The sequence below is a fragment of the Brevibacterium sp. 91QC2O2 genome (assembly GCF_024580695.1).
Classification (GTDB): Bacteria; Actinomycetota; Actinomycetes; order Actinomycetales; family Brevibacteriaceae; genus Brevibacterium; species Brevibacterium moorei.
Genome location: NZ_JANIJY010000013.1, coordinates 1 through 25,074, shown reverse-complemented (window position 1 = coordinate 25,074; position 25,074 = coordinate 1). Strand labels below are relative to the sequence as shown.

Below are 25,074 nucleotides of genomic sequence, written 5' to 3'. Positions count from 1 at the left end.
TGTCAACCAAAATCAGGGGCGCATCTCAATCGCCCGGCGCTTGTCATAGGGCCGCGCCCAGCCGGCCGAATCCAGGGCGAAGTCCAGCAGTCCGGCGGTGAAACCCCAGACCGTCAGCACCCCGGCGTCGAAGGCGGGCGTGTAGAAACGCGAGCCCGGCACCGCATAGCGGCCCCGGTTGCCCGGAGCCACCAGATCCGCGATCGGCACCCGGTAGACCTCCTGGGACTCCGCCCGGTCCACCACCCGCACGTCCATGGGCGTCTCCCACCAGGCCAGCACCGGCGTGACCTCGAAGCGCGAGACCGGCACATAGACCGGCTCCAACGAACCGGCCACCCTGATCCCGCCGGCCGTCACGCCAGTCTCCTCCCAGGCCTCGCGCAGAGCCGCGGCAACAGCATCGGCGTCCTCCGGGTCGCGACCGCCGCCGGGGAAGGCCACCTGGCCCGCGTGCTTGCGCAGCGTACTGGCGCGCTTGAGCAACACCACGTCCACATCCCCCACGCCCAGGCCGTGCAGGCGTTCGAGCTCCGCCCGGCCCGCCGGTGTGCGCGGAGCCTGGGTCCCACGACCGAAGAGCATGAGCACGCTGGCGGCCCTGGCGCCGGCGGCCGGTGCCGGCCGGGCGGCCAGCCACGAACCCGACAGGGACCGCCCCGCCACGCCGCGCAGGCTGGAGAACAGCGGATCCGGCTGGGGATCGTCTGGCAGGTGCAGGCTCATTGCGCCTCCCCCGTTCCCGAGGCGCCCGGCGCGGAAGAATCGGCCGCGGTACCGTTCGCGGCGCCGCGTGCGGAGGCCGCGGTTTGCCCCGCCTCGGCGCACAGGCGTGCGTACTCGGCCTCGCGCCCCGGCGCCATCTCATAGGTCAAAAGGGCCCGCGCCTGCTGCGGGTCGACCTCGCCGATGCCGAAGCTGGGACACAGCGCGGTGATCGGACACGCTCCACAGGCCGGTTTGCGGGAATGGCAGATCCGCCGTCCGTGGAAGATCAACCGGTGGGACAGCATCGTCCAATCCCGTGGTTCGAACAGCTCGGCGACGTCGGCCTCGACCTTCACGGGGTCCTCCTGCGCGCTCCAGCCCAGCCTGCGGGCCAATCTGCCGAAGTGCGTGTCCACCGTCAGCCCCGGCATGCCGAAGGCATTGCCCATGACGACGAAAGCGGTTTTGCGGCCCGTCCCTGGCAGGGTCGTCAGCTCCCGCACCGTGTCCGGGACGACGCCGTCGAAGTCGGTCACGAGCTTGTTCGCCAGTGCCACGATGTTCTTCGCCTTGGCCCGGTAGAACCCGGTGGGGCGGATGATCGACTCGACGTCCTCGATCCTGGCAGCCGCCAGTGCGAAGGCGTCGGGGTAGCGGGAGAACAGCTCCGGGGTGACCTGGTTGACCCGCACATCCGTGGTCTGGGCGGAGATCACGGTGGCCACCAGCAGTTCGAAGGGATTGCGAAAATCCAGTTCGGCATGGGCATAGGGATACGTGGCCGCCAGGATCCGATTGATCTTCCGGGCCCTGCGCTTGCGTCCCAACGGGGTCTCGCGGGAGAACTTCCTGGCCGATTTTTCAGCGAGCGTCAACACCCGTCAAGGATACGCGGTGCCGGACACCGATGCTGTGGAGTACCGCCCACCTGGGCATCCGGTGCCACGGCCGGGCGACGGCGATGCCGCGCACGGGCAGCGATGATGCCGCAGCCGCGCGCAGTCGTCGGAACAGTCACCCCCACCCTGTGATTGTTCGCACTGACCGGGTAGATTAGTACCAGTAAGTGATCATGAGCGTTGGATCGGTGCGCGTGGTAGTATCCTTCGCGCTCGCGGATCGAAAGCTATTAACGGAGGTATCCACGTGGACATAGAGGTAGTGCGCAGCGCCGCACTGTTTTCGGGTCTTGACGACGAATCCACCAGTGCCCTCTTGAAGTTCATGAAGCCGCGCAGCCTGCGCCGCGGCACCGTGCTCTTCCACGAGGGTGACAGCGGCGATGAGCTCTACATCATCTCCAGCGGCAAGCTGAAGCTGGGGCGCGAATCGTCAGACGGCAGGGAGAACCTGCTGACCGTGCTGGGGCCCGGCGAAATCGTCGGCGAACTGGCCCTGTTCGATCCGGGCCCACGGTCCACCACCGCCACCGCGGTCAGCCAGACCGAACTGCTCAGCCTCAAGCACGAGGATCTGCTCAACTGGCTGTCCGAACGCCCGCAGGCCGGCATGAACCTGCTCAAGGCCTTGGCCCAGCGCCTGCGCCGGACCAATGAGACCGTTGGCGACCTGGTGTTCTCCGACGTCCCCGGCCGTGTCGCCAAGGCCCTGATCGACCTCTCGGAGCGCTTCAACAAGCCCGCTCCCGACGGCATCCTGGTCGCCCACGACCTCACGCAGGAGGAACTGGCCCAGCTGGTCGGCGCCTCGCGTGAAACCGTGAACAAGGCGCTGGCGGACTTCGCCCAGCGCGGCTGGATCCGTCTGGAGGCCCGCGCCGTGGTCATCCTCGACATGGACCGCCTGCGCAACCGCGCGCACTGAGCGACCCAGCACAACAAACACGCCGTTCCTCCAAGAACACCCCACTACAGGGGCAGGTTCTTGGGGGAACGGCGTGTTTACGCGTTCAGGCCCTGCTATCCAGGTACTCCAGCTGAGCGCGCACGATCTGTTCAACGGCCGGGCGCACATTGTCCGGCACCTCCGCGTACACGATGTCCGCAATCGCCTGCACACTCGTCGCGCCCTGGGCCCTGACCGCCTCGACCTCACCGATGCGCTCCTGCCGGTGATTCACGTAGTACTCCAGCCACCCCACCGGATCCGTGACCGTAGGACCGTGGGCCGGTTCGATCACCGTGAACTGGCCGGCGATCGCCATCGCCAGCAGCGACCCCAGGCTGTCCAGATAATCCGCCAGAGAGCCCTCCGGATGAGTCACCACCGTGGTTCCGCGGCCCAACACGGTGTCACCGGAGTACAGAGTGTCCCCGTGCAGCACGCTGATCGAGTCCGCGGTGTGCCCCGGGGTGGCGATGAGTTCGACGGTGTCGCCGCGACCGGGTCCGAACCGCACCTGCTGTCCGTCGGTCACCGGCGCGGTGTGCCGGGCGAAACGCCGCAGCCCCGCGTAGACGGGGACATCCGGGGCCCATTGGTCGATGGTGGCCAGCATGTCGGAGTGGTCCCAGTGCTGGTGGGTCAGCACGATGCCGACCAGCTTGCGCCCGCCGATCGCGGCCAGGAAGGCGTCCCTGTGCGCCGGTAGTTCCGGTCCCGGGTCGATCAACAGCGCCGAGGCGTCGTCGTCTGCGAACAGGACGTAGGTATTGGTGCCGTCCAGGGTCATCGGCGTGGGGTTATCGGCAGTGATCCGCATGTGTCCCAGACTACGCCAGGTGACCTGAGCGGTCCGGGATATCAGTCCTCGGAGGTCTGCGAGTTGGCACGGTCCGCGTCGTCGGCCTCGGCCTCCAGTTCCGCGGCCTCATCGTCGGCGAAGGGCTCCTCCTCGTCGAACTCATCGCCGCCGGTCAGGGTCGCGGCGTCATCGTCCTCCTCGGCTCCCGTACCGGTGGGGTCAACCGGCTCGAAGGAGCGCAGTGCCCCGCGGTCGCTGGGGTCGGCCGGCGGGTCCAGAGTGATGAGCCACTCGCTGCCGCGGTGCACCAGCCCGGGTCGCACCGGAGTCAGATCGCGCACGCGCAGCATCGCCGATCCCACTGTTCGGGTGTCCAACAGGGATTCGCAGATCAGTCGGGTCGGCAGGGAGATGAACTCGTTGGGTCCGGCGCCGGCCTCCTGGGCGGCGGCATCTGCCCGGGCCAGGACCTCGGCCGGGGACAGCCACCCGCCCCACGCATCGCCCACGGGTCGGAAGCGGACGCGCTGGCCATGGGGCAGGGCCAGGGTGAAGTAGACGGTGTCCATCCGCCGCAACTGCCATTCGGTGTTGACCCAGCGCAGCCAGGGGTGCAGCATGTCCAGCCGCAGTGTCATCGACTGGCTGCGCAGCAGGCCGATGAACTTCTGCCTGCGGTCCTCCACTGCCGTCCGGCCCCGTTCCAACCAGGGGAAGTCCTCCGCGGTCGCCAGGCGGCCACTGGGCAGGGCCGCCAACAGAACGCCCATGCGCATGAGCAGGACGCGGGCCGCCGCGGTGAAGTAGCTCAGTGCTCTGGCCTGGTTGTCCACCCGCAGGGCGCGCGCACAGTCGGCGGCGTTCCAAGCGGACAGGGGCGCGCGCACGGCGTCGCCTGCCCTGGTGGGGGCGACGGGGAAGGACCAGCGCCCCGGATCGGCGATACCGGGGTCGGTCTGCGTCCGAGTCACGAAGACCTCGAGCCCATCCGGGGTGTCGCGCAGCAGCACGGCGCCGGCATAGGGCTTGGGGGTGTCGGGGTGCGGACGCGCGCCGGCCCGGGAGAACAGATCGACCACCTGTCGTAGTTCGGTGGAGATCGGGAACTCCCGGGCCGGCATGGTCGCCTCAGCGCCTCAGTGTGGACCGCGAACGGTTCAGCGCGTCGCCGACATACGGAAACGCGCCTGGATCTCGACCTCGACACAGGAGCCCAACGGCAGGGCGGCCACGCCCACGGCCGAACGCGCGTGGTCGCCGGCGGGTTTGCCGAACAGTTCGCCGATGATCTCCGAGGCACCGTTGATGACGGCGGGCTGTTCGGTGAAACCGGGAGCGCTGGCGACGAAGCCGGTGACCTTGACGATGTCCTCGATCCGGTCGAAGTCGCCGATCACGGACTTCAGGGCGGCCAGGGCGTTCAGCGCGCACTGGCGGGCGGCCTCGTAGCCCTGTTCCACCGTCACATCGGCTCCGAGCACGCCCGGGTGCAGCAGCTTGCCGTCTGCGAAGGGCAGCTGGCCGGAGGTGTAGACCATCGTGTCCACGCGCTTGGCGGGAACGTAGACGCCGGCGGGTGCGGCGACTTCCGGCAGGGTGATGTCAAGGGCTTTGAGACGTCCTTCGACCAGGCTCATGGGATTCTCCTAGGGTTGGTTGGCTGTGGGTGCGGGACCGAGGCCGCGGCCGGGGGCCGCTGCAGGACCGGAGTTACGACCGGACCGGCTCAGGCCTCTTTGGGCCGCTTGAGGTAGGCGACCAGGCCATTGCCGTCCGGGCCGGGGATGACGGTGACCAGTTCATAGCCCTCGTCGCCCCAGGTGTCCAGGATCTGCTTGGTCGCATGGATCATCAGGGGGACGGTGACGTACTCCCACTTCTGCATGGGCTCTCCTTCGCGTTGTCGGCGGGCGGCCACACGGCGGCACCGGCTGTGCTGGCGGCGTCCAAGGCCAGGGGCCAGACGCCTACACCCGATATCCTAGACCACGCATCGGACACGGAATCGGAGGCCACCTGCTGGGCGACTCCACCCCCCGGCAAGGACCGCCGAACGGCTGTCAGTTGCCGCCCAGGCCGTAGCCGCCCTCGGGCTTCTTGTCCTTGTCCTTCTGATCGGACTTGTCGTCGTCCTGCTTGGCCTTGTCGTCCGGCTTGTCCTGATCGGAATCGTCTTCGTTCTGCTGGTCGTCTGTGTCCTCGTCATCCTGGCCGGAGGAATTATTGGCACCACCGTTCCCGGACGATGCGCTGATGTCTCCGCGGGAGAAACCGGTATTGCCGGACGTGTGTTTGACCGCCTTGCTCATATACGACTTCCACGTCTTACCGGAGATCGTCGCACCGAAGATCTGGCCGGTCACACTGCCCTTAGAGTTCTTGCGCCAGTCCTTGACCCCATCCGGGTTGCCGGTCCACACGGAGGTAGAGATCTTCTTGGTGAAGCCCGACAGCCAGGTCGAACCGACCTCGAAGTTGGTCGTACCGGTCTTGGCACCGGCGGGCACACCGATGCCCAGCCCACGGGTGGTACCACCGCTGAAGCCCTGGGTTAGCGCCCAGGCCACAGACTTGGCGACCTGGGGATCCATCGCCTCGTGGCAGTCGGGGTCCGGCGCGTCGACCTTCTTGCCGTTGACGTCCTTGATGGACACGATCGGCGAGGGCTTGCAGTAGGTGCCGCCGGAGGCGAACACGGCATAAGCGCTGGCCATATCGATCGGGGCGACTTCCGCCACGCCCAGAATCGACGAGGGGCCCATAGCCGGGTATGTATCGACCTTCTTGGCCTTGCCATTGACCATGGCCCACTGCTTCTGAGCGTCCTCCAGCCCATCGCCATTGCCGTACTTGACGCCCAGGTCCTCGGCCGTCTTGAGGATGCCACACATATTGAGCTGATTGCCCATGGCGGCATAGGCGGTATTCACCGAGTGCTTTGTCGCTTCCAGAGCCGACATCGAAGCCCTTGCCTCGCCGTCACCGGCGTTCCTCGGGTTCCACGAGGCCTGCGCCCCGCGGCACCCCTCGTACTTCCAGGAACCGGCGGGGAAATTACGCCGGTTGGCGTTGACTGTACCGCCCAGGCCATGGCCTTCCTTGAGCCATTCACTCAAGACGAAGGGTTTCCAAGTCGAGCCGACCTGGAAACCACTCATGCCGTTGTACTGCTTGGGAACATTGAAGTTCCAGGCCGTCTTCGTGTACTTCTTCCCACCCTCGGTGGCGGTGTACTTGCGGTTCTGGGCCATCGCCAGGACCTTGCCGGTCCCCGGTTCCACGGACACGACCGTATGGCCGGCACCGGACTTGTCACCGGTGGGCACACGGTTTTCAATCGCCTTGACCGCGTCCTTCTGCATCTTCGGGTTGATCGAGGTCTTGACCGTCAGACCACCGCGGGAGAGCACTGTGGCACGTTCCTGTGGAGTCTTGCCGAAGACCGGGTCCTCCTTGAAGATCTCGGAGACGTAGTCACAGAAGAATCCCATCCCGCGTTTGGCGGTGGTGCAGCCATTGGGAGTTTCGTGCAGCTTCAGATTCAACTTGGCCTTGACGGCCTTATCGTGTTCCTTCTGGTCGATCTTGCCGTGCTGAAGCATCAGCCCCAACACCACATTGCGCCGGTTGATCGTCCCCTCCGGATTGCGCTCCGGGTTGTACAGGGACGGGTTCTTCACGATGCCGGCCAGGGTCGCGGCCTGCGCCACGTCCAGGTCCTTGGCGTCGATGCCCCAGTACCGGTAGGCGGCGGCCTCCACACCGTAGACGCGCGGGGAACCGGAGTAGTTGTTGATGTTCATATAGCGGTTGAGGATGTCCTCCTTGGGGAACTTCTTCTCAACCGAGATGGCCAGCTTCGCCTCGCGCAGCTTGCGCGCATAGCCGGCCACGCCCTCACCCTCGGTGGCTTCTGCAACGCGTGGGTCATCGGGTCCGAATTCGGCCTCCGCATCCTCCGTCAGCACGTTCTTCACATACTGCTGAGTCAGGGTCGAACCACCCTGCTGATTGGTCGACACCAGGTTGTGCACCAGGGCACGCCCGATGCCCTGCAGGTCGACGCCGCCGTGTTCGAAGAACCGATAGTCCTCGACCGCCACCGTTGCGTCCTGCATGGGCTTGGAGATCTTGTCCAGTGGCACCTCTTCGCGGTTCTTCCAGTAGAACTGCGCGATCGTGGAGCCGTCAGCCGCCTGGATCGTGGACTTCTCCGCCAGCGGGCGGGGGTCCAGTTCGCTGGGCAGGGCGTTGAACACGTCCACCCCGGCCTGGGCACCGGCGGTGCCCACCCCCACGACGGGGATGGCGAGGCCGGCGGACACGACGCCGGCGATCACCGAGACGGCCAGGAACTGCATGAATGCGCGGATCCCACCCTTTTTGGTGTCAGACACAGAAGAAGCCATGGCGCAAGTCTAGCGAAGTCCGGAAAAACCAGCGTGGAGCCCGTGCGCAGCCCACACCCAGGTTCGCGAACGGCAAACGGCCGGTGCCCCGGCCGCGGGCCGGCACGCCTGGTGCCGCGGCCTGACCCGCCTGACCGCCGCGGGCTGGCGCGTCGCGGGCCGACCCCGAGCATCAGCCCGCGGTGGTCAGGGTGATGAGCGAGGCCTCGGGCCGGCAGGCGAAGCGCACCGGGGTCAGTGCGGAGACCCCGGTTCCCCCCGATACCTCCACCCAGCTGTCCAGGCAGCGGAACAGGCCGCGGGCCCGATCGCGCGGCTGATCGCAGTTGGTCGCGGGCGCCCCCCAGAAGGGGATGCAGACCTGGCCGCCGTGGGTGTGCCCGGCCAGGATCAGCTGGGAGCCAACGGCCGAGAGCTTCGCCAGGGCGCGCTGATAGGGGGCATGGGTGACGCCGATGCGGACATCGGCGTCCGGGGCGAAGGCCGGCGCGTGGTCGGCATCCAGGGCGATGTGGGCGTCGCCCAGGCCGGACATGGCGATCCGCGCCCCGTTCGCCATGACCAGGGCTGCGGCATTGTCCAGCCGGTTCCAGCCCGCGTCCCGATAGGCGCCGACGAAGGCCTCAACGGGCAGATCGGGCACAGCCGGATACTTCGACCGCTTGTTCGAGGGACCGTCCAGATACTTCAGCGGATTCTTGAAGTGCGGGGCGAAGTAATCGTTGGACCCCAGCACGAAGGCGCCGGGGCGCTCCAATAGACGGGCGTGGGAGTCCAGCACCATGTCCAGGGTCTGGCCGCCGAAGTTGTCACCCGTATTGACCACCAGGTGCGGGTCGAGCTCATCGGCCAGGCCCAGGATCCAGCGGGGCTTCCAATGCTGCCAGGTGGTCTGGTGCTGATCGGAGATGTGCAGAATGCGGACTGTGCCGGTGCCGTCTGTGCCGGTGAACCCGGCCGGCAGCAGGGGGAGTTCATAGCGACGGATGCGGAACCAGTTCGGTTCGACGAACAGGGACCAGCCGGCCACGGCGGTGCCGGTCAGGGCCAGGGTGCCGGCGGCGGCCAGCAGATTTCGGGTTGTGCTCACCGTCGGGAGTGTACCCGGGCGGGATTCGAAGGCGCTGAATCATTCCCACGGGATTCGGCCCGCGCTCTGCGGCTCTCAAGCCTTCACCCGCCGGCCGGGGTCCTGGCGCATTCCCTCTGCCCATGTTCGAAAACGCCCGCCATCCGAGGTCGGATTGCGGTTGTGCGGGCTGTCGATGAGACTTGGGTCCATGACCGCAATGGAGCACAGCACCTTAAATCCCCTCCCCCGCACGGCTGCCGACGACACCGGGGACGACACCGCGCAAGATGCCGTCCGGGACCATGCCGCCCAGGTGCTCGACCGGCTGTTGACGGAACGTTTCAGCTGCCGGGCGTTCCTCCCCGAACCGGTCCCCCACGAGACGATCTCCCAGATCATCGCCTCCGCCTCGCATGCGCCATCGTGGTGCAATACCCAGCCCTGGCACCTGCACGTGCTCGAAGGGGCCGCGGCCGGGGAACTGCGCGGTGCGGTGTCCACCGCCGCCCGGCAACGGCTGGCCAAGGGCCTGCCGGAGACTCCCGACATCCCCTTCCCCACGTCCTTCGAGGGCGTCTACCGCGAGCGCCGGCGTCCTTCCGGCTGGCAGCTCTACGATGCGGTGGGCGTGCGCAAGGGTGACCGGGAGGCCTCGGGGCGCGAAATGCTGAAGAACTTCGACTTCTTCGCAGCCCCCACGGTGGCGATCCTGACGACCACCGCAACGCTGGGCACCTATGGGGTGTTGGACTGCGGGCTGTTCCTGCAGTCGCTCCTGCTGGCGGCCCAGGCGCGCGGCGTGGCCGGCGTGCCCCAGGCTGCTCCGGCCGGCTACTCCGATGTGATCCGCCGGGAGTTGGGACTCGACGACGATCGCCTGGTGGTGTGCGCGGTGGCCCTGGGCTTCCCCGACTCCGAGGCCCCGGTCAACGGCTACCGGACCGCGCGGCAGGGGCTCGACGAACTGGTGACCTGGGTGGGTTGAGCGTCGGGTAGGACTTTCGACAGTGTCTGAGCGTTCCTGCGAGTGCCGCATCGGGCACGAACGGCCGATAGGTGTCATGAACTTCCGCCTAACCCGGCGAAAAGCCTGCCTTTTGTGACACCGCCCTACGTTCGCGACCCCGACGAAGGAGCGGGGGCGGGTGGGGTCAGCCCTCAGGAACACCCGACCGCGCTCGGGCCTCCGTTCAGCCGGCCAGGGAGGGGTGGCGGTCCAGGTCGGCCTGGCGGCCCGTCAGTTTGCGGGTGTGGCGGCGCATCCGTACGGCGCCGATCGACCGGCACACCAGGTAGATCAGGAAGCTGATCGTCGTGACGAAGGGGCTGATCGGCACGCTGGGCGCGCCCAGGGCGATCAGGATTCCACCCACGCTGGAGACCAGGGCGAAGGCCATCGACAGCAGTGGCACCACCACAGGATTGGCCGACACCTGGGTGGCGGCGGCGGCAGGCGTGATGAGTAGTGCGAGCACCAGCAGCACACCCACCACCTGGACGCTGAGCGCCACGGCCAGGCCCAACACCAGCATGAAGACGATCGTCAGGGCCCCCACCGGCACGCCCTTGGCGCGGGCGATCTGCGGGTCGATCGAGGAGAACATGAGCGGGCGCCAGATGACCAGCAGGACCACCAGCACGATGACCGCGCAGATCACCAGGACCCGCACCTGATCCGGGGTGATCGCCACGATCTGCCCGGTCAGCAGGCCGAACTTGTTCGCCGCGCGGCCATCGTAGAGGGCCAGGAACAGGATGCCCAGGCCCAGGCCGAAGGGCATGAGCACACCGACGATCGAGTTCTTCTCCGAGGAACGCACGCCCAGCACGCCGATCAGCAGGGCCGCCAGCATCGAGCCGACCATGGAGCCGTAGACCACATCGGCGCCCACCAGCAGGGCGAAGGAGGCGCCGGCGAAGGACAGTTCCGAGATGCCGTGGACTGCGAAGGCGATATCGCGGGTGACCACGAAGACGCTGACCAGTCCGCCCACGATCCCCAGCAGGGCGGCGGCGAACAGCGAGTTGCGCAGCAGGTGGACCAGTTCGCCGTAGTCGTCGAAGGTGAAGGAGGCGAAGAAGGTGGATAGGAAGTCGATCATCGCGCACCACCCGTGCCGGTGGCCGTGGCCGAGGTCCCGGCGGCCACCGCGGCCCCGCCGGCGGGTGCCCCGTCCTCGCCGCCGACGATGATGAGCCGCCCGGCCGCGCGCACGACCTCGACGGGTGATTGGAACAGGTCCGACAGTGCTTCTGTGGTGATGACGTCCTCCGGTTTTCCGACCAGGAAGTGGCCGCCGGCGATGTAAAGCACGCGGTCGACATAGGGCAGGATCGGGTTGATCTCGTGCGTGACGAACAGGACCGAGGTCCCCCGCTGCCTGCGCTGTTCGTTCAGCAGGTGGGCGACCAGGCGCTGATGTGGGATGTCGAGGCTGAGCAGCGGCTCATCGCACAGCAGGATCTTCGGATCGCTGGCCAGCGCCTGGGCCAGGCGCAGACGCTGTAGTTCCCCGCCGGACAGTGTGCCCACCGGTTCGTTCGCATAGTCCTGGGCACCCACGGCCACCAGCAGTTCGTCCACCTGGCGGCGCTTGGAGCGGCTGGGCCAGCCGGTGCCCCAGCGGTGTCCGTCGATGCCCATACCCACCAGGTCGCGGGCGCGCATCGGGGTATCCCGGTCGACTCCCCGCTGCTGGGGCACATAGCCCACGTCCGGATCCCCGCGATGGACTTCGTGTCCGTTCAATTCGACGGTGCCCGAATGCAGCCTGTACTGGCCCAGCAGGGTCTTCAGCAGCGAGGTCTTGCCCGAACCGTTGGGGCCCAGGATCGCGATGAACTCCCCCGGGTGGACGTCGATGTTCAGGCCGTGCCACAGGACGCGTTCGCCGAAGCGCAGTTGCGCGTCGTGCAGTTGCAGAATAGGGGGTTGGTTTCCACTCACCTGATCACTGTACCCAAGCGTTGTCACGGACGTAGTCCCAGTGGACGTGGCGGATCAGCCCAGGGCCTTGTCGATGGCGTCGATGTTGCCGCCCATCCAGGTCACGTAATCTGTGTCGGCCGGCATCGTTTCACGCAGGTCGACGACGGGCACGTTCGACTTCTCGGCGGAGTCCTTGAGAGCGTCGGCCTGGGAGTTGGAGGCCTGTGTGTTGTAGGCCAGCAGTTTGACCTGCTTCTTCGAGATCTGGTCCTGAGCCGACTTGAGCACCAGCGGCGGCACGTCGTCGCCCTCTTCGACGGCTTCGAGGAAGTCCTCGCTCGTGGCGTTGTGCAGGCCCATATCACCGAACAGCCACAGCGGCACGGGTTCGGTGGCGGCGGCCTTGGCACCGTTGTGGTCCTTCTTGACCGTGGCCGCCTTGTCCTCCAGCCCCTGCAGCTTGGACTTGTAGGCATCGGCGTTCTTGGTGAAGGCAGCGGCGTTGTCCGGGGATTTCTCCCCCAGCGCCTTGGCCACCGCGTCGGTCACCTTCACCATTGTCGGCACCGAGTACCAGACGTGCTCGTTGAACTCGCCGTGCTCGTGGCCTTCCTCGCCGTGCTCGTCGCCGTGCTCGTGGGCCTCCTCATCATGGCCCTCGTCACCGTGGTCGTGGCCCTCATTGCCCACGCCGTCGGAGCCCGGCAGGCCGGAGACCGAAACGGCGTCCACCACGATCGGGTCGACGTTCGCGGCCTTGATCATGGAGGTCATGAACGCGTCGTAGCCACCGCCATTCTCAACCACCAGGTCGGCCTTGGACACCTTGAGCTGGTCGGCGCTGGTCGCCTCGTAGTCGTGCGGATCCTTGTTCGGATCGTCGATGACGGCCGTGATGTCGGCATCGTCGCCCGCGACGTTCTTCACGATGTCCGCATAGACGTTCGTCGAGGTCACGACCGTGAGCTTCCCGGAGTCCGCCGAACCGCCGGACGCGGAGCCCGCCTGGGCGGAACCGCAGGCCGCCAAGAGCAGAGCGGATGCACTGAGGGCTCCGATGGCCGCGAACCGGGCTGGTTTGCGCAGTCGGATGGATGCACTGGATGAGGCCTTCATGGAACCTGCTTTCTCATATGTCTGCCGGCTTATGGGTCCGGCTGAATGCAGACGGCCCGCCACCGCGCGCATTCACTGCGCATGGTGGCGGGCCGTCGTTCGACGTTGGTTCCACCGTACTCATGTAGGTGCATATGCACTAATCAAAATATGCACATCCGCGCATACCGTGATCGACCATAAAATAGAGGCCCGCTAAATGATGATCGAGGCCGCCGTGGAGGCACGATCATCATTTAGCGGGCCCCTGAAGTCCGGAATGCGGATCCCGTCAGCGCTGGGCCAGCAGGGCCGCGATCTGCACGGTGTTCAGCGCCGCGCCCTTGCGCAGATTGTCATTGGCGATGAAGAGCACCAGGCCCTTCTTGCCCTCGGCCGACTGGTCCTGGCGGATCCGGCCCACGAAGCTGGGGTCCGCACCGGCGGCCTTGAGCGGAGTGGGGACCTCGTCGAGCACCACGCCGGGCGCCTGGGCCAGGACCTCGCGGGCCCTCTCCGGGGTGATGTCCCGGTCGAATTCCGCATGGACGGACAGTGCGTGGCCGGTGAACACGGGTACCCGCACGCAGGTGCCGGCCACGCGCAGCTCCGGGATCCCCAGGATCTTCCGGCTCTCATTGCGCAGCTTCTTCTCCTCGTCCGTCTCATTCAGGCCGTCGTCGACCAGATTGCCGGCGAAGGCCAGGACGTTGAACGCGATCGGCTCGACGTAGACCTGCGGGGCGGGCAGCGTGACGGCTCCACCGTCGTGCACCAGGCCGCGGGCATCGGGCAGTCCGGCTTCCAGCTGGCCGTACAGTTCGTCCACACCGGCCAGTCCGGAACCGGAAACGGCCTGGTAGGTGCTGACCATCAGCCTGTTCAACCCGGCTTCCCGGTGCAGGGCCGCCATCACCGGCATGGCCGCCATGGTCGTGCAGTTCGGGTTGGCGACGATCCCCTTGGGGATGTCGTCCAGAGCGCCCGGGTTGACCTCGCTGACGACCAGAGGGACCTCCGGGTCCTGGCGCCAGGCGCTGGAGTTGTCGACCACGGTCACGCCGGCCGCGGCGAAGCGCGGGGCCTGCGCCTTCGAGGTGGCTCCGCCGGCGGAGAACAGGGCCACGTCCAGCCCGCTCGGGTCCGCGGTGGCCGCGTCCTCGACCGTGATCGGGGTGCCCTTGAAGTCCAGCTGCTTGCCGGCCGAACGGGCCGAGGCGAAGAAGCGGATCTGCTCGATGTCGAATCCGGGATCGTTCGCCAGCAGGGTGCGCATCACGGCACCCACCTGGCCGGTGGCGCCGACGACGCCGATCTTCAGTGAGCTCATCGTCCGGTACCTCCGTATACGATCGCTTCGACCTCTTCGGCATCAAGACCGTAGGCGGAATGGGCCACGCGCACCGCTTCGTCCAGCAGGTCCGCGCGGGTGACCACGGAGATGCGGATCTCCGAGGTCGAGATCATGTCGATGTTGATGTGGGCGTCCGACAGCGCCTCGAACAGCTTGGCGGTGACACCGGGGTGGCTGCGCATGCCCGCGCCGATCACCGACAGCTTGCCGATCTGATCGTCGTAGCGCATATGGTCGAAGCCGATTTCGGACTTCGCGTCCTCCAGGGCCCTCGTCGCCTTGGCTCCGTCGGAGGCGGGCAGGGTGAAGGAGATGTCCGTGCGGCCCGGGTCGCGGGTGGAGATGTTCTGCACGATCATGTCGATGTTGATTTCGGTCTTGGCCATGATCGTGAAGATCTGCGCGGCCTTGCCGGGAATGTCCGGGACGCCGACGATGGTCAGCTTGGCTTCGGAGCGGTCGTGCGCGACGCCGGAGATGATTGCCTGTTCCATAGTGGTGTCCGTTTCTTCTGTGTCGGTACCTTCCGGGGTGAGTGCGCCCGGTTTGCGGCGGGGACGGAATTCCGCCGGGATCGGATCGTCTGTCACCCAGGTTCCCTGGTTGTGCGAGAAGCTGGAGCGGCAGTGGATCGGCACATTGTAGCGGCGGGCGTATTCGACCGCGCGCAGGTGCAGCACCTTTGCGCCCGAGGCCGCCATCTCCAGCATCTCCTCGAAGGTGATCGTCTCGATCCGGCTGGCCGCCGGTACGATCCGCGGGTCGGCGGTGAACACGCCGTCGACGTCCGTGTAGATCTCACACACATCGGCGTTCAGCGCCGCTGCGAGGGCGACTGCGGTCGTGTCCGAACCACCGCGGCCCAGGGTGGTGATGTTCTTCGTCGTCTGGGACACGCCCTGGAAGCCCGCCACGATCGCGATATTGCCCGTGTCCAGGGCCGAACGGATGCGTCCGGGGGTGACGTCGATGATGCGGGCGCGGCCGAAGGACTCGTCGGTGATCATGCCGGCCTGCGAACCGGTGAAGGACTTCGCGTTGAAGCCCAGATTGGCGATCGCCATGGCCAGCACAGCCATCGAGATGCGCTCACCGGCGGTCAGCAACATGTCCAGTTCGCGGGCAGGCGGCATGGGGGAAACCTGCTGGGCCAGATCGATCAGATCGTCGGTTGTGTCACCCATTGCGGATACCACCACGACGACCTCGTGCCCGGCCTTGCGGTATTCGACGATGCGCTGGGCGACGCGCTTGATGCTGGCAGCATCCGCCACCGACGATCCGCCGAACTTCTGAACGACTAGGCTCATGCGTTCACTTTCCTAGGTGGGAGCGGGGAACCGGGGGTGAGGACCCGGACCCGTGCGGAATGGCTCCGTGGTCCATTCCATCGTCCATTGTATGAGGGCACCCCGCCGGGGCCGAGGTGGCCGTCCGCGCCTCGAACCGCGGCAGGAAATTTTCCTGCCGGGTGGCCGCGAGACGGGATCGGCAGCCGGCGGTACCGCCGACGGCGCGGCTGGCACTACCGCCCGCAGGCGGCGCGGCCCTCCGGCTCAGCCGACCGCGGTCCGGCCCTGCAGCGCCCGACCCAGGGTGACCTCGTCGGCGTATTCCAGATCGCCGCCCACCGGCAGGCCGCTGGCCAGCTTGGACACCTTGATGCCCAGCGTGCCCAGGAGCCGGATCAGGTAGGTGGCGGTGGCCTCGCCCTCGAGGTTCGGATCGGTGGCGATCACGCATTCGGTGACGGTGCCGTCGGACAGGCGCGGCAGCAGTTCCTTGATCCGCAGATCATCGGGGCCCTTGCCGCGCATCGGATCGATCGACCCGCCGAGCACGTGGTACAGGCCCCGGTATTCGCGGGTGCGTTCCAGGGCCACGACGTCCTTGGACTCCTCCACGATGCAGATCATGGTCTGATCGCGACGGGGATCCTGACAGATCAGGCAGGTGTCCCCTTCGGCCACATTGCCGCAGATGGTGCAGAAACTGACCCGCTGCTTCACCGCAGTCAGCGCGTGGGCCAGGGCTGCGACCTCGGCCGAATCGCTCTGCAGGATGTGGAAGGCCAGGCGCTGGGCGGACTTGGGCCCGATCCCCGGCAGCTTGCCGAATTCCTCGACCAGGTCCGCCAGCGCACCCTCGTACGCCATGCTCATTCTCTAATCTCCTCAATCACCACTCCGCCCAGCAGCCGTTCAACCACCGGGACCCCGAATTCCCCGGTCTCGCTGATGTCCAGGTCGTTCTCCGGGTCGACGTTCATATATTCCTCGTCGGGGCTGATGTAGCCCGCGCCGGGTGCCTCCTGGCCGGGGCCCGGCCCCACGGGGGTACCCGGATATCCGGAGTCCCCCGTGTAGCCGGGGTCGCCCGGGTACTGACCCTGCGAGCCGCCCTGCTGCCCACCGGAGCGCTTGCCCTTGGCGTGCCGGGCGGCGAGGTCTGCGAATGGATTCGCGTTTTGCTGCCCGGGCCCCCCGGAGCCCGCATGATCGTGCCGATAGGCGTACGAGCTGCCCGGCCCCGGTCCCCGGCCGTGGGCGAACCCTGCGGCACCTGAACCGTTGTCGCGGCCGTATTCGGACTCATCCTCCGCTTGTCCCGGAAGGTCGCCCGCAGGAGTCCCCTGGGGGTAAGCGCCACCTGTGCCCTGGGTATTCCCCCGGCCGCCGCCGGCCCCGGGGCCTGTGCCCGGCCCGGTCGCGAAACCGTTGTCGGCCCGGTCCCACCCGGCCGTGCCCCCATCCGGCTGATACCCCGTGAAGCTGATCGAGGTGTCGGCATATGCGCCCAGGAAGTCCAGATCGTCCGCCGGGGGAACTGCCGACGCTGCAGGCGCGCTCTGGTCTCCGGGGGTCTCCGCAGGCCGTTCGTTGGCAGGTTCGCCCGCGGGAGCATCCGGATAGGCCGCGTCCGCATAGTCTTCATCCCACGGTTCGAAGTCCACGTCCGCCGGCGGTGGCACTACCAGAGCCGGCACGTCGACTGCTCCGGAACCGGCCGAGGTCTGGGGCTCGTCGAAGGTGCCTGCAGTCGGCTCGTTGGAGGGCTCGGTGGTCGGCTCGTTGAAAGTTCCGACCGGGGTGTCCTCGACCTCGCCGAAAACCTCGAAGTCATCGGCGAAGGGGGCAGTTACGGGCTGTACCTCCGCCCGGCTTCCCGGTCCCGCAGGCGTGCTGGCCGGCCCGGCTGGGTCCGCCTCCTGATCGGAGCCCTCGGGCTCGGCACGGTGTGGTCCGGGCTGCCGCTCTTCGCGCTGTGGCGCCTGCGGTCCGCCGGGCTGCTGGGGCCGCTGATCCCGCCGGCCGGCGGGGGCTGGACTCGGGTCCACTGTGCCGGGACCGGAGGCGGGAGCCCAGGGCCCATCCTGGGGTGGGGTCTGCCAGAACTTCTCGTGGTCGACGGGTTCACGGTCCATGGCGCGCGGCCCGACGACCGCATCGATCTCGTCCTGGCTGGGCCGATGCTGGCCTGCCGTGGGCGCGCTGCCGGGTGCGGATTCCCCCGCCCGGCCCGCGAAGCCCGCGCCGGGGCCGAATTCCTGCCCACCGCGCGGCCGGTTCTGGCCCGCACCGGAGCCGGTGTTCTGCCCGCCGGCGGAGGCCTGCGCACGCTGTGCGTCGAGGTCGATGCCCACCTGGCCGACGGCTACGCTCACCCTCATGCCCAGTTCGTCGAAGATGGCCTCCGCCAGTCGCTGGTCATTGCCGTTGCGATCGAAGCTGTGGGCCGATCCCTCATTGTTGAAGCCCAGCTGCAGGGTTCCGGATGCGACGGCCAAGGGCACGGCGTTACTGCTCAGGATCGCGCGGGCCAGACGGCTGCGCCGACCCAGGGCGTCCAGGATATTGGGCCAGTTGCGCCGGATCGCGTCGATCTCATTGCCACCGGGAATGCCGGGCGCAGCTGCTTGTGCGGGTGCAGCCGACGCTGTGGATACTGCGGCTTCTGCTGCAGGCGCGGCGGGCGCTGCCGGCCGTCCAGCCGGTGCGGCGGTGGGCGCCGATCCCTGCGGATGCGAGGGGTCCACCCGCGGCGGTTCTGGCTGCCGCTGCGGCTCCTGCTGGGCAGCCTGCTGTGTGGGCTGCTGCCCTGGCTGCGGCGCCGAACGCTGGTACGGAGGCTGCTGCGCAGCACGCCCTTCGGACTGGTGCAGGGACTGGCGGGTGGAGTCCCGCTGCTCGCCTCGTTCCTGCGGTCGGGATTGCGCGGGCTGCCGGCCCGGCTGCGCCTCTTGTTGTCCGGGTGCACGTCCTGCCGGTGCCTGTGCCGTTTTGGCCGGGCCCTGTTCCTGCGGCCGGCCCTGCTCCGGTGCCGGAGCCGGCGCGGACCCGCCGAGGTCCTCGGTCGCGAAGGACTGCGCCATGGCGGCGAAGTCGGCGATGTCGTCCAGCGAATCGTAGTGCCGGCCCTCGTGTGAGGGAGCCGGACCGGCTACTCCGCCCTGCGCACCGCGCGGCCGTGCCTGATCGGACTGGACCGGGCCGTTCTGCGCCGGTCCGCTCTGCGCCGCCTGCTGTGCCGGCTGGGCCCGTCCCGCTTGCTGTGCGGACCCGGTCCCACCGGTCATCGAGGAGCCACCGGCCACCGCAGCGCCGCCGGGCACGCCAGCCGCCGCACCGCCCGGCACACCGGTTGCGGCGCCCGGCACGTTTCCGGCCGCGCCCATGCCGATGCGCCGTTCCATCCGGTCCAGGCGCGACAGCAGGGCCCCGCGCGTCTTCTCACCGCCGGGCAACAGCACGCGTGCGCACATGAGTTCGAGTTGCAGCCGTGGGCTGGTCGCCCCCGTCATCTCCGACAGGCCCACGTTGAGCAGGTCCGCGGCCCGTGAGAGTTCGGCCATCCCATAGGCCTGGGCTTGGGCTACCAGGCGCTCCAAGCGATCCGCCGGCGCATCCGGCAGCATCGCCGTCGCCTGATCGGGAGCCGTGGCCAGCACGATGAGGTCGCGGAAGCGCTCCAGCAGGTCTTCGACGAACCGGCGCGGGTCCTGCCCGGATTCCACCACCCGGTCGATGACCCTGAACACGGCGGCTCCATCGCCTGCGGCGAAGGCGTCCACGATGTCGCCCAACAGGGATTCCGGCGTATAGCCCAGCAGGGCCACCGCCGTGTGATAGTCGATCCCGTCTGGACCGGAGCCGGCCATCAGCTGGTCGAGCACGGACAGCGAGTCGCGCACCGAACCGCCGCCGGCGCGCACCACCAGGGGCAGCACGCCCTTGCCAACCGGGACGTTCTCCCGTGCGCAGAGCTCACCCAGATAGTTCGCCATGATCTCCGGCGGGACCAGCCGGAAGGGGTAGTGGTGGGTGCGCGAGCGAATGGTGCCGATGACCTTTTCGGGTTCGGTGGTCGCGAAGATGAACTTCACATGCGCTGGGGGTTCCTCCACCAGTTTCAGCAGGGCGTTGAAACCCTGGGGAGTGACCATGTGCGCCTCGTCGAGGATGAACACCTTGTAGCGGTCGCGGGCCGGCGCGTAGACCGCGCGTTCGCGTAGGTCGCGGGCATCGTCGACGCCGTTGTGGCTGGCCGCGTCGATCTCCACCACGTCCAGCGAACCGGGGCCGCCGGTGGCCAGGTCGCGGCAGCTGGCGCATTCCCCACACGGGGTGGGCGCAGGGCCCTTGGCACAGTTGAGACAGCGGGCCAGGATGCGCGCGGACGTCGTCTTGCCACAGCCGCGCGGGCCGGAGAACAGGTACGCGTGATTGACGCGCCCGTTGGCCAGGGCCATCTGCAGCGGACGGGTCACGTGTTCCTGCCCGATGACCTCTTCGAAGGTTTCGGGACGGTATCTGCGGTAAAGAGCTGTGGACACGGTACTAGGCTACCGGGCTGGGCTGACACGGGTCGGACACGGCACAATGGGACCATGTCCTCGAACCCGGAACCGCCCGTTTCCCGCGATCCCCGCAGGCTGCGCATCGGCTATGCCGAACGCGATGCGGTGATCGAAACCCTGCGCGAGGCCGCCGGCCAGGGACGTATCACCACCGATGAACTCGAGGAGAGGATCGAAGCCGCGGACGCAGCGCGGACATATCTGGAGCTCGATCCGATCGTCGCCGATCTGCCCACCCCACCGCCCTCAGCACAGGTCGCCGGACAACAGCTCCAACCCTCCATCCCCGCCCAGCGGATTCCCGGGCAGGTCCCAATGCCCGGCCAGGCCGGAGCCCCCGGCTACTCCGCCGCGGACCCGCTGGTTCTGAACGCGGGTTGGAACGACCAAGAGCTCACGGGCGACTGGAAGACGGTCCCCTTCATGCGCATCAAACTCAGCGCCTCAACGGTGCACCTGGACTTCACCCGGGTCCGCAACACGCTGGGCCGCATCGACATCGAGGTCGAGGGCGCAGCGGGCACTGGCGTCATCGTGGTGCCCGAGGGCTGGGGCGTCGACGTCGATGCCGTCGCCAAGAGCTGGGGCTCGAAAAAGAGCACGGTGAACCGGCAGCCAGAACCTGGACAGCCTGCCATCGTCGTCACCGGTTCACTGGGAATGTCGAGTCTGCGGGTCCGTCATCCCAACCGCTGGGAGCGCAGGAAACTCGGGTAGCCGGATGGCCCAACCACCGGGGCCACGGCCTCGGCGAAACAACCCAGCGGGGAAATACGGCTAGGCCTTGACCGGTTTGACCAGGGCGACCGACTGCCGGCCGAAGTAGTACAGCAGCAGTTCGCTGTTGGGACCCTCGACCTCGGCATAACCCGGCTTGCCGACCATCCGGCGGCGCAGCAGGCCGACCATCCGCCCCAGCTGTTCCTCCTCATCGGCGGGTAGCGCCCGGGGCACCCATTCGTCCGCGGCCCGGCGGATGTCCTCGTGGTGGACGAAGTACTCCGCGGTGTTCATCAGGCGATCGACAGGGCCCCAGGCCGCGAGGCTGCGGCGTTTCGGACCGGCGGCGACCATCCCCACCAGCTGATCCCAGGGCAGCGCCTTGAGCTCGGCCTCGCGGGCGGCTGCACGGCGTTCCAGCAGCGGCACCCGCGCGGCAAGTTCCGGTGCGGCGTTGCCGGGCAATGCGCTGGGATAGCGGTCGCGGACCACCAGGTGCACCGCCAGATCCGAGGCATCCCAACCCTCACACAGAGTCGGGGCGTCGGGTCCCGTACGGCGCAGCGCAGCCGCCAGGGCCAATCGTTCAGCACGGGCGTAGTTGACCATGCACCCAGGCTATAGCGTGAACGCCGTCTTGGCACGCCCCGGTGCACCTGTGATCGCCGCAGCCCAGGCGCTCAGGAACGCCGAGGCCCGGCTCACCGATCGGTAGTCCGCCAGCGCGTCAGCACGGGTCGGCCCGTCCGTGACGATGACCACGGGCTTGCCATCCCGAGCGGCGGCACGTACCAGCCGCAGGCCGCTCATCACCGCCAACGAGGTTCCAACGGCTACCAGCCCACCGGCCTCATCGACGGCCAGGGTGGCCGCCTGGGCACGTGGTTTGGGCACCGACTCCCCGAAGAAGACGACATCGGGCTTCAACGGCCCTCCGCACACCGGGCAGGGCAGGGGCTCGAAACCGGCTGTGTCCTCGAGTTCGACGTCCCCGTCCGGGGCGATGTCGAGTTCCTCGGCTGCGCAGGCGGCTGCGAACCCCGGATTGCGCAGGGTCAGCTCGTCCTGCACCCAGTCGCGGTCGTAGAGCCCGCCGCAGTCCAGGCAGACCACCCGGTCCAAACGCCCGTGCAGATCGATCGTCCGGTGCGAACCGGCGGCCTCGTGCAGTCCGTCGACATTCTGGGTGATGAGCGCTCCGGGCCGGATAGCGGCGAGCGCCCGGTGCCCGGCATTCGGCCGGGACCCCCGCATCGCGGGCCAGCCCACATAGCTGCGGGCCCAGTATCTGGCGCGCGCCGCGGCGGAACCGACGAAGGTCTGGAACTCCATCGGATTGCGCGGCGGCGCGTCAGGGCCCCGATAGTCGGGAATCCCGGAATCCGTGCTCAACCCGGCCCCGGTCACCACGACCCAGTCGTGGGCCGGGCGCGCGGTCAGGGCCGCGATGATCTCCTCATCGGGATGGCTGGGGGCGGCGGCCGGGATGCCCGCCAGCGGATCCTTGACGATGGGCACCGCGGGCTTCGCCTCAGGCCAGGCCGGCCAGGCCGGCGATACCGGTCAGCAGGGAGTCGTACTGTGAATAGCCGTCGGAGGATCTACTCACCGAGGCGATGATGATGATGAAGATGATGTAGGCGATGATGAGGACGATCCCGATTGCCAGGAACACGATCCCCAGGATGAAGCCCCACTTACCCAGGTTGTTGTCCGGCAGGCCGACCTCGCGCGACTTCTTCCGGGCGATGACACCGCAGATGATGCCGACGATCGGGCCCACGCCGATGCCGACCAGCGCCACGAGCGAGGCGACCAGCGAGATGATGCCCAGCGTCTGGCCCGGATCGACCGGCGCGGCGGGCACCGTATAGGGCTGGCCGTATCCGTAGGGGTCCTGGCCATAGGCCGGCTGCCCGTAGGGATCCTGGCCGTAGCCCGGCTGGCCATACGCCTGCTGCGAGCCATAGTCGGGCTGCTGGCCATAGGCCGGCTGCTCACCGTACTGGGGCTGGCCGTACTGGGGCTGCGAGCCGTAGGTATTGTTCTGTGAGCCGTAAGCGGCATTCGGATCGCCCTGCGAGCCGTAGTTCTGGGAGTCGTAGTTCTGCGAACCGAACTGCTGCGGCCCGGAGGCGGCACCATTCGAATCCGTTGCAGAACCGTAGTTTCCACCCGAATAATCGCCGCCCGAATAGTTGCCGGAGCCGGCACCGGAATCGTTGTATCCCTGGTTGCCCTGATTCGGATCCTGTGGAGTGGACATTGCTGTCTCCTTCGGTCGGTTCGGCATCGAAACCCCGACCGCAGTCGGGCCGGACTTCGACATATACGGAAAGTCTAACGGTCTGCCCTGAGGAGAGCCCGGCTCACCTGTTCACAGGCCCTGGCCGACGGAGTCCCACTGTGCACGTACCCGGGTTTTCCACCGCTGTGTCCACAACTGTGCATAGTAAAGTCGCCGGATCGTGCCGGTTGTCCACAGGCGCGGCCGTGCCCATCGTGCACACCGGTGGAAAAGGTGGAGCGCCCTGTGCCCGCGCGACGGTCAGTCCAGTCCCAGCAGGGACCTCGGCGTCGTCCACAGCACCCCGCGCAGCCAGTCGGCGCCCAGATCCGGGCGCTGAAGGGCCTGCAGCTGGTGGCTGTAGGGATACGGAATCGTCGGGAAATCACTGCCCAACACCACCCGGCCCGCCAGGCCGGCGAGGACGCGCGGATAGTCCGCGGGCAGCGGCGCCAGGGCATTCATATAGTCGGTGCCGACCATCGTCGTATCCAGGTAGACGTGCGGATGTTCCGCGGCCAGCCGGGCGAACTCCAGGTAGTCGGGTAGGCCGGCATGGGCGATCACCAGCACCAGTTCGGGGAACCGGACCAACAGCCGGCGGATCGGCTCGGCGCCGGTGAAGCGGCCGGCGTGCGGACCGTTCCCGCAGTGGATGACGACGGGGGTCGCCGTCTGCTGCAGCAGGTCCCAGGCCTCGTCCAGGAGCGGATCGGCCGGGTCGAAATCGCCCACCTGCACGTGGACTTTGAAGACCTGCGCCCCCGCTTCCAGTGCCGAGGCGACACTGGCCCGGGCACTGACCGGCGCTTTGCCGCCGGGCCGGGTGGGGTCCGGCCGGGTGGCGCCGGGCGGTTCGGGATAGAAGGTGCCGGAGTGGATGGCGTCGGGGTGGGCGGCTGCGAATTCGGTTGAGAAGTCGTTGAGCCAATCGGCCATGCCCGGTCGGTGTGCGTAGTTCAGCGTCGTATAGGCGGTGACGCCCATATCCCGGAGGATCTGCACGCGCTGCTGGGCGGGATGGCGGTAGGCGATGGGCCAGGGCGGGGCACCGGGATCGTGCTCGGAGACGTGATCGAAGAAGTCCCAGACCTTCGCCTGAACGCGCTCGGGCATGAAATGCACGTGCAGATCGACGATTCCCGGTATCCCCCGTTCGTGGAGCCAGGCCGGGATGTCCGCGTCGGAAATGGGCGGACTCTGGGGGTCCGCCGATGCGCCTTCCGGTTTGTGCTCCTCGTTGTTCCGGGTGTTGCTCGAATCCGCCATCGCATTCCTTTCCTTTTCCACAGAAGCCTGCTGCGAGCTTAGCGAGTGTGGGTGGCGAATACGTCAGGGGCGGCGACATTGTTAGCAGCGGATTTCCGCAAACCACGTTATTCACAATCCTGGATCGACCCCGGGAAATAGCGCCTCGGAGCACCTGTTCGCAACGTGTCCGGGCGCGTCGTCCACCGTGCTTCCACCCTCTGTCCACAGCGCTATCCACCGCTGTGCATAACGCTGGGGCCTCAGCAGGGGAGTTTTCCACAGGGGTGGATGAAGTGGTGGATGTACGTCCACAACCCGGGTGTCGATGTGCAGTCACCTGCAGCGGGGAACTTCAACCGAAAAGGAGAAACGCCTCGGGTGAAACATGCCGGACGCCGGGGAATGCCAGAGGTCGTAACGTGCCCGTAAATGTGAGGACTCCGGGAATACATCCGGAGTTCGATCCAGGTGGCATTCAGCCGGAGCTCTACGCATTTTCTACCCCCGGTCCCTTAACACCCCCGTAGACGGGCCCGATAAGGGACTGGGGGTAGAAAATGCGGAGGATCGCCAAATAAAAATGACCCGACATCTGCCGGGCCATTCCTGTCCGTGCGCGAGGGGGGGTGTCCCTATGTTCTTTGTCAAGCGATTCGGTAGATTTTTCCCGGAATCCGCTTGACTCAGTTTGGGGCGTGCTGGGGTGACCGGTTGACCGTGTAGTTCGTCGTCACGGTGCCACCAGTTG

22 protein-coding genes are annotated in these 25,074 nt (G+C 67.5%); 3 read left to right on the top strand and 19 right to left on the bottom strand.

The window, feature by feature from the left end:
- Positions 1–12: 12 nt before the first annotated feature.
- Both NQ036_RS10190 and nth read right to left on the bottom strand, forming a co-directional pair.
- Complete coding sequence (locus NQ036_RS10190; RefSeq protein ID WP_257047945.1) at positions 13–726, bottom strand: CoA pyrophosphatase; 714 nt, start codon at positions 724–726, stop codon at positions 13–15.
- Complete coding sequence (gene nth, locus NQ036_RS10185) at positions 723–1,586, bottom strand: endonuclease III (protein ID WP_373566588.1); 864 nt, start codon at positions 1,584–1,586, stop codon at positions 723–725. Before nth ends, NQ036_RS10190 begins: the two co-directional genes overlap by 4 nt.
- Before the next feature lie 268 nt (positions 1,587–1,854).
- Between nth and NQ036_RS10180 the strand changes: the two genes are divergently transcribed.
- Positions 1,855–2,532, top strand: a complete 678-nt coding sequence (locus NQ036_RS10180; RefSeq protein WP_257047942.1) for a Crp/Fnr family transcriptional regulator — start codon at positions 1,855–1,857, stop codon at positions 2,530–2,532.
- 85 nt (positions 2,533–2,617) lie between these two features.
- Here NQ036_RS10180 and NQ036_RS10175 read toward each other — a convergent pair whose 3' ends face one another.
- The 6 genes from NQ036_RS10175 to NQ036_RS10150 form a co-directional block, all read right to left on the bottom strand.
- Positions 2,618–3,370, bottom strand: coding sequence for an MBL fold metallo-hydrolase (locus NQ036_RS10175; RefSeq protein ID WP_257058684.1), 753 nt, complete (start codon positions 3,368–3,370; stop codon positions 2,618–2,620).
- A 41-nt stretch (positions 3,371–3,411) separates the two neighbouring features.
- Positions 3,412–4,473: a hypothetical protein gene (locus NQ036_RS10170; protein ID WP_257047939.1), complete on the bottom strand. Its 1,062-nt coding sequence runs from the start codon at positions 4,471–4,473 to the stop codon at positions 3,412–3,414.
- Between the two features lie 36 nt (positions 4,474–4,509).
- Positions 4,510–4,989: a RidA family protein gene (locus tag NQ036_RS10165; RefSeq protein WP_257058681.1), complete on the bottom strand. Its 480-nt coding sequence runs from the start codon at positions 4,987–4,989 to the stop codon at positions 4,510–4,512.
- Between the two features lie 89 nt (positions 4,990–5,078).
- On the bottom strand, positions 5,079–5,237 hold the full coding sequence (locus NQ036_RS10160; protein WP_257047937.1) for a hypothetical protein: 159 nt from the start codon (positions 5,235–5,237) through the stop codon (positions 5,079–5,081).
- Positions 5,238–5,412: 175 nt separating this feature from the next.
- A complete protein-coding gene (locus NQ036_RS10155; protein ID WP_257058680.1) occupies positions 5,413–7,761 on the bottom strand; it encodes a transglycosylase domain-containing protein in 2,349 nt (782 codons plus the stop codon).
- A gap of 172 nt (positions 7,762–7,933) precedes the next feature.
- Complete coding sequence (locus NQ036_RS10150) at positions 7,934–8,851, bottom strand: metallophosphoesterase (protein WP_257058677.1); 918 nt, start codon at positions 8,849–8,851, stop codon at positions 7,934–7,936.
- Positions 8,852–9,041: 190 nt separating this feature from the next.
- Between NQ036_RS10150 and NQ036_RS10145 the strand changes: the two genes are divergently transcribed.
- A complete protein-coding gene (locus NQ036_RS10145) occupies positions 9,042–9,818 on the top strand; it encodes a nitroreductase (protein WP_257058674.1) in 777 nt (258 codons plus the stop codon).
- 205 nt (positions 9,819–10,023) lie between these two features.
- On the opposite strand, the gene NQ036_RS10140 is transcribed toward NQ036_RS10145, so the two are convergent.
- From NQ036_RS10140 to NQ036_RS10110, 7 genes are all read right to left on the bottom strand, one after another.
- Positions 10,024–10,935 carry a metal ABC transporter permease gene (locus NQ036_RS10140; protein WP_257047930.1) on the bottom strand — a complete coding sequence of 304 codons (912 nt, stop codon included), beginning with the start codon at positions 10,933–10,935 and terminating at the stop codon, positions 10,024–10,026.
- On the bottom strand, positions 10,932–11,780 hold the full coding sequence (locus tag NQ036_RS10135; protein ID WP_257058672.1) for an ABC transporter ATP-binding protein: 849 nt from the start codon (positions 11,778–11,780) through the stop codon (positions 10,932–10,934). Before NQ036_RS10135 ends, NQ036_RS10140 begins: the two co-directional genes overlap by 4 nt.
- Before the next feature lie 54 nt (positions 11,781–11,834).
- Positions 11,835–12,878 carry a metal ABC transporter solute-binding protein, Zn/Mn family gene (locus tag NQ036_RS10130; protein ID WP_257058670.1) on the bottom strand — a complete coding sequence of 348 codons (1,044 nt, stop codon included), beginning with the start codon at positions 12,876–12,878 and terminating at the stop codon, positions 11,835–11,837.
- A 271-nt stretch (positions 12,879–13,149) separates the two neighbouring features.
- Positions 13,150–14,187 carry an aspartate-semialdehyde dehydrogenase gene (locus NQ036_RS10125; RefSeq protein ID WP_257058668.1) on the bottom strand — a complete coding sequence of 346 codons (1,038 nt, stop codon included), beginning with the start codon at positions 14,185–14,187 and terminating at the stop codon, positions 13,150–13,152.
- Entirely contained in the window at positions 14,184–15,521 is a 1,338-nt protein-coding gene (locus NQ036_RS10120) for an aspartate kinase (protein WP_257058665.1), read from the bottom strand. The genes NQ036_RS10125 and NQ036_RS10120 overlap by 4 nt, the downstream gene beginning before the upstream one ends.
- Positions 15,522–15,767: 246 nt before the next feature.
- Positions 15,768–16,373, bottom strand: coding sequence for a recombination mediator RecR (gene recR / locus NQ036_RS10115; protein WP_306427583.1), 606 nt, complete (start codon positions 16,371–16,373; stop codon positions 15,768–15,770).
- The gene (locus NQ036_RS10110; protein ID WP_257047922.1) at positions 16,370–20,044 is read right to left on the bottom strand and encodes a DNA polymerase III subunit gamma and tau; all 3,675 of its coding nucleotides are present in this window, start codon (positions 20,042–20,044) and stop codon (positions 16,370–16,372) included. The genes recR and NQ036_RS10110 overlap by 4 nt, the downstream gene beginning before the upstream one ends.
- A 54-nt stretch (positions 20,045–20,098) precedes the next feature.
- On the opposite strand from NQ036_RS10110, the gene NQ036_RS10105 reads away from it, so the two are divergent.
- The gene (locus NQ036_RS10105; RefSeq protein WP_257047921.1) at positions 20,099–20,785 is read left to right on the top strand and encodes a DUF1707 domain-containing protein; all 687 of its coding nucleotides are present in this window, start codon (positions 20,099–20,101) and stop codon (positions 20,783–20,785) included.
- A gap of 60 nt (positions 20,786–20,845) precedes the next feature.
- On the opposite strand, the gene NQ036_RS10100 is transcribed toward NQ036_RS10105, so the two are convergent.
- The 4 genes from NQ036_RS10100 to NQ036_RS10085 form a co-directional block, all read right to left on the bottom strand.
- Positions 20,846–21,397, bottom strand: coding sequence for a maleylpyruvate isomerase family mycothiol-dependent enzyme (locus NQ036_RS10100; RefSeq protein WP_257047920.1), 552 nt, complete (start codon positions 21,395–21,397; stop codon positions 20,846–20,848).
- A gap of 9 nt (positions 21,398–21,406) precedes the next feature.
- Entirely contained in the window at positions 21,407–22,306 is a 900-nt protein-coding gene (locus NQ036_RS10095; protein WP_257047919.1) for a Sir2 family NAD-dependent protein deacetylase, read from the bottom strand.
- A 13-nt stretch (positions 22,307–22,319) separates the two neighbouring features.
- Positions 22,320–23,054 carry a hypothetical protein gene (locus NQ036_RS10090; protein WP_257048033.1) on the bottom strand — a complete coding sequence of 245 codons (735 nt, stop codon included), beginning with the start codon at positions 23,052–23,054 and terminating at the stop codon, positions 22,320–22,322.
- Positions 23,055–23,336: 282 nt separating this feature from the next.
- Positions 23,337–24,344 carry an amidohydrolase family protein gene (locus NQ036_RS10085; protein ID WP_257058662.1) on the bottom strand — a complete coding sequence of 336 codons (1,008 nt, stop codon included), beginning with the start codon at positions 24,342–24,344 and terminating at the stop codon, positions 23,337–23,339.
- Positions 24,345–25,074 lie beyond the last annotated feature (730 nt).

Coding starts and splice junctions, on each gene's coding strand:
- NQ036_RS10190 (WP_257047945.1), bottom strand. CDS start 726: ATGAGCCTGCACCTGCCAGACGATCCCCAGCCGGATCCGCTGTTCTCC.
- NQ036_RS10175 (WP_257058684.1), bottom strand. CDS start 3,370: ATGCGGATCACTGCCGATAACCCCACGCCGATGACCCTGGACGGCACC.
- NQ036_RS10170 (WP_257047939.1), bottom strand. CDS start 4,473: ATGCCGGCCCGGGAGTTCCCGATCTCCACCGAACTACGACAGGTGGTC.
- NQ036_RS10165 (WP_257058681.1), bottom strand. CDS start 4,989: ATGAGCCTGGTCGAAGGACGTCTCAAAGCCCTTGACATCACCCTGCCG.
- NQ036_RS10160 (WP_257047937.1), bottom strand. CDS start 5,237: ATGCAGAAGTGGGAGTACGTCACCGTCCCCCTGATGATCCATGCGACC.
- NQ036_RS10155 (WP_257058680.1), bottom strand. CDS start 7,761: ATGGCTTCTTCTGTGTCTGACACCAAAAAGGGTGGGATCCGCGCATTC.
- NQ036_RS10145 (WP_257058674.1), top strand. CDS start 9,042: ATGACCGCAATGGAGCACAGCACCTTAAATCCCCTCCCCCGCACGGCT.
- NQ036_RS10140 (WP_257047930.1), bottom strand. CDS start 10,935: ATGATCGACTTCCTATCCACCTTCTTCGCCTCCTTCACCTTCGACGAC.
- NQ036_RS10130 (WP_257058670.1), bottom strand. CDS start 12,878: ATGAAGGCCTCATCCAGTGCATCCATCCGACTGCGCAAACCAGCCCGG.
- NQ036_RS10125 (WP_257058668.1), bottom strand. CDS start 14,187: ATGAGCTCACTGAAGATCGGCGTCGTCGGCGCCACCGGCCAGGTGGGT.
- NQ036_RS10120 (WP_257058665.1), bottom strand. CDS start 15,521: ATGAGCCTAGTCGTTCAGAAGTTCGGCGGATCGTCGGTGGCGGATGCT.
- recR (WP_306427583.1), bottom strand. CDS start 16,373: ATGAGCATGGCGTACGAGGGTGCGCTGGCGGACCTGGTCGAGGAATTC.
- NQ036_RS10105 (WP_257047921.1), top strand. CDS start 20,099: ATGTCCTCGAACCCGGAACCGCCCGTTTCCCGCGATCCCCGCAGGCTG.
- NQ036_RS10100 (WP_257047920.1), bottom strand. CDS start 21,397: ATGGTCAACTACGCCCGTGCTGAACGATTGGCCCTGGCGGCTGCGCTG.
- NQ036_RS10090 (WP_257048033.1), bottom strand. CDS start 23,054: ATGTCCACTCCACAGGATCCGAATCAGGGCAACCAGGGATACAACGAT.
- NQ036_RS10085 (WP_257058662.1), bottom strand. CDS start 24,344: ATGGCGGATTCGAGCAACACCCGGAACAACGAGGAGCACAAACCGGAA.